This window comes from Neisseria sp. P0021.S005 (genome assembly GCF_051956955.1).
The window spans coordinates 1-2244 of sequence record NZ_JBQCWY010000500.1 but is presented as its reverse complement, the minus strand read 5'-3'; the positions used below and the strand labels follow the sequence as shown (position 1 = coordinate 2244).

The window sequence follows — 2244 nt, the reverse complement described above, 5'->3', positions numbered from 1 at the left end:
TAAACATGGCAGAAAGTTTACTGGTACCGACGTTGGAAGATTTTTGCATAATGCCGCGCACATCCAAAGTAGGATAAACGTGGGTATCTTGTACGGTAGCCGGACCGATTTTGTAAGGCAGGGTATTAAATGTGTCGGTCGCATCCACTTTGCCTGAATCCAATGCTTTAGCAATGGTAAACGGCTTCATGGCAGAACCTGGTTCAATCATGTCGGTTACAGCGCGGTTGCGGCGCTGTTCGCTATTGGCTTGACCCGGTTGATTCGGATCGTAAGCCGGGCTGTTGACCAAAGCCAAAATTTCGCCGGTTTGCGCATCCAATACCACAACAGTACCTGCTTTGGCTTTGTGATAAGCCACCGCTTTGTTTAACTCGTCATAAGCCAGCGTTTGAATACGCTGATCCAAAGACAAAATCATGTCTTGGCCGTTTTTAGGCACGCTGTTGCGCGGAGAGTCGAGGCTGTCTACGATGTTGCCTTTGTTGTCGCGCAATACGACTTTCGCGCCATCTTCACCGCGCAGGCTGTCTTCACGAGAAAGCTCCAAGCCCTCCTGACCTTTGCCGTCGATATTGGTAAAACCGATAACATGCGCAAACAGATTGCCCATCGGGTAATGGCGTTTCAATTCTTTTTGGAATGCAATGCCTTTAATGCCCAATGCTTTGATTTCTTCTGCTTTCTCGTAGCTGAGTTGACGTTTCAAGTAGATAAAGCCTTTGTCTTTTTTAGACAATTTATTTTTCAAAACTTCAACAGGCACATCAGCAATGGCCGACAATTTTTCCAACTGCTCGTCAGTCGGCATTTCCTCCATACCGGAAGGCATGGCATACAATGATTCGGTAGGCGCACTCAAAGCCAATGTAGCACCATTGCGGTCGGTAATCATACCGCGTGATGCCGGCAGCGGAAGCGTACGCACAAAACGTTGGTCGCCCTGATTTTTCAAAAATTCATGCTGACTGGTTTGCAGATAAACCCCGCGTACCAACAGACCGGTAAATGCCAGCGCAACAGCGCCCAGCACCAAACCGATTCGCCCGTTACTTGTCAGCGGCTTTTTCGTTTTTGTTGTTCCAGACAGCATTTGAGGTTTATATTCGTTCTTAATTAACATGTTGAACTTCTCATGACTTAGCTGCTCAGTGAGCCATCAAATCCCGTAAATCTTGCACCAATGCAAGGCTCTGTATTCTTATTTTTTGCGTTCCAGCATAGCCGTATTATGCGCACCCGGAGGAAGCAGATGTTGCTTTTCGGCCGCCACTTTAATCAACTTGTGGTTTGCCAATCTTGCTTGCTCCAATTTCAGGCGCGCGTAATCCTGTTCCAACTGAATTTCCCGTTTTTGTGCCTTATCCAACTCGATAAAATGCAAACGGGACTGGTTTTGCTTAAACACTACGGCAAAGGCTGAGACCGTCACCAAAACCAGTAATAAAATATTCAACTTACCCATCTCAAACTTTCAGACGGCCTGTCAACAGGACTATCTCTTACGACAGCGTTTAGACGCCATCCCCTACTCAATAACCGAAAATTCGCCACTGCTTCGCTCCGCCACACGCAAAACTGCACTGCGCGCACGCGGATTGGCTTCAGTCTCTGTCGAATCCGGTTTGATTGCTTTGCCCACAGCCTTCAAAGGCGGCTGAGGTAAATCCGCTTCCTTAACCACTGCCCAACGGGGCAATGGCGCATGTTGCGAATATTTTTTAATAAACTGCTTCACAATTCTGTCTTCCAGCGAATGGAACGCAATGACAGCCAAGCGCCCACTCTCTTTCAGACGGCCTGCAACCTGCGGTAAAACTGCCTCTACCTCTTCGAGCTCGCGGTTAATAAAGATGCGAACTGCTTGGAAGGTGCGCGTTGCAGGGTCTTGTCCGCGCTCACGAGTACGGACGTTTTGCGCCACAAGCTGCGCCAGCTTGCGGGTTGTATCGATGGGACTTTCCTCCCGTTGCGCAACAATGGCGCGCGCAATCTGGCGACTAAACCGCTCTTCACCATAATTCTTAATGACCTCGTGTAAATCCTGTTCGGATGCGGTTGCAATCCATTCCGCCGCAGACATCCCGCGAGTCGGATCCATCCGCATATCCAACGGTGCATCAAAGCGGAAACTGAATCCGCGGCTGCCATCGTCAATTTGCGGCGACGAAATCCCCAAATCAAAAAGCGCACCGTCAATCTTATCGATGCCCAATTCATCCAAGGCCGTCTGAAATGTTTCAA

The 2244-nt window shown here is 48.9% G+C and carries 3 protein-coding genes; all 3 read right to left on the bottom strand.

Features of this window, described 5'->3' with window-relative positions:
* On the bottom strand, positions 1-1123 hold a 1123-nt coding region (locus ACTHUE_RS16110), incomplete at its 3' end, for a peptidoglycan D,D-transpeptidase FtsI family protein (RefSeq protein WP_440423982.1).
* 78 nt (positions 1124-1201) lie between these two features.
* Positions 1202-1465, bottom strand: a complete 264-nt coding sequence (gene ftsL / locus ACTHUE_RS16105; RefSeq protein ID WP_003681879.1) for a cell division protein FtsL — start codon at positions 1463-1465, stop codon at positions 1202-1204.
* Between the two features lie 63 nt (positions 1466-1528).
* Positions 1529-2244, bottom strand: a 716-nt coding sequence (gene rsmH / locus ACTHUE_RS16100; protein ID WP_440423981.1) for a 16S rRNA (cytosine(1402)-N(4))-methyltransferase RsmH, incomplete at its 5' end; no start/stop codon positions are given.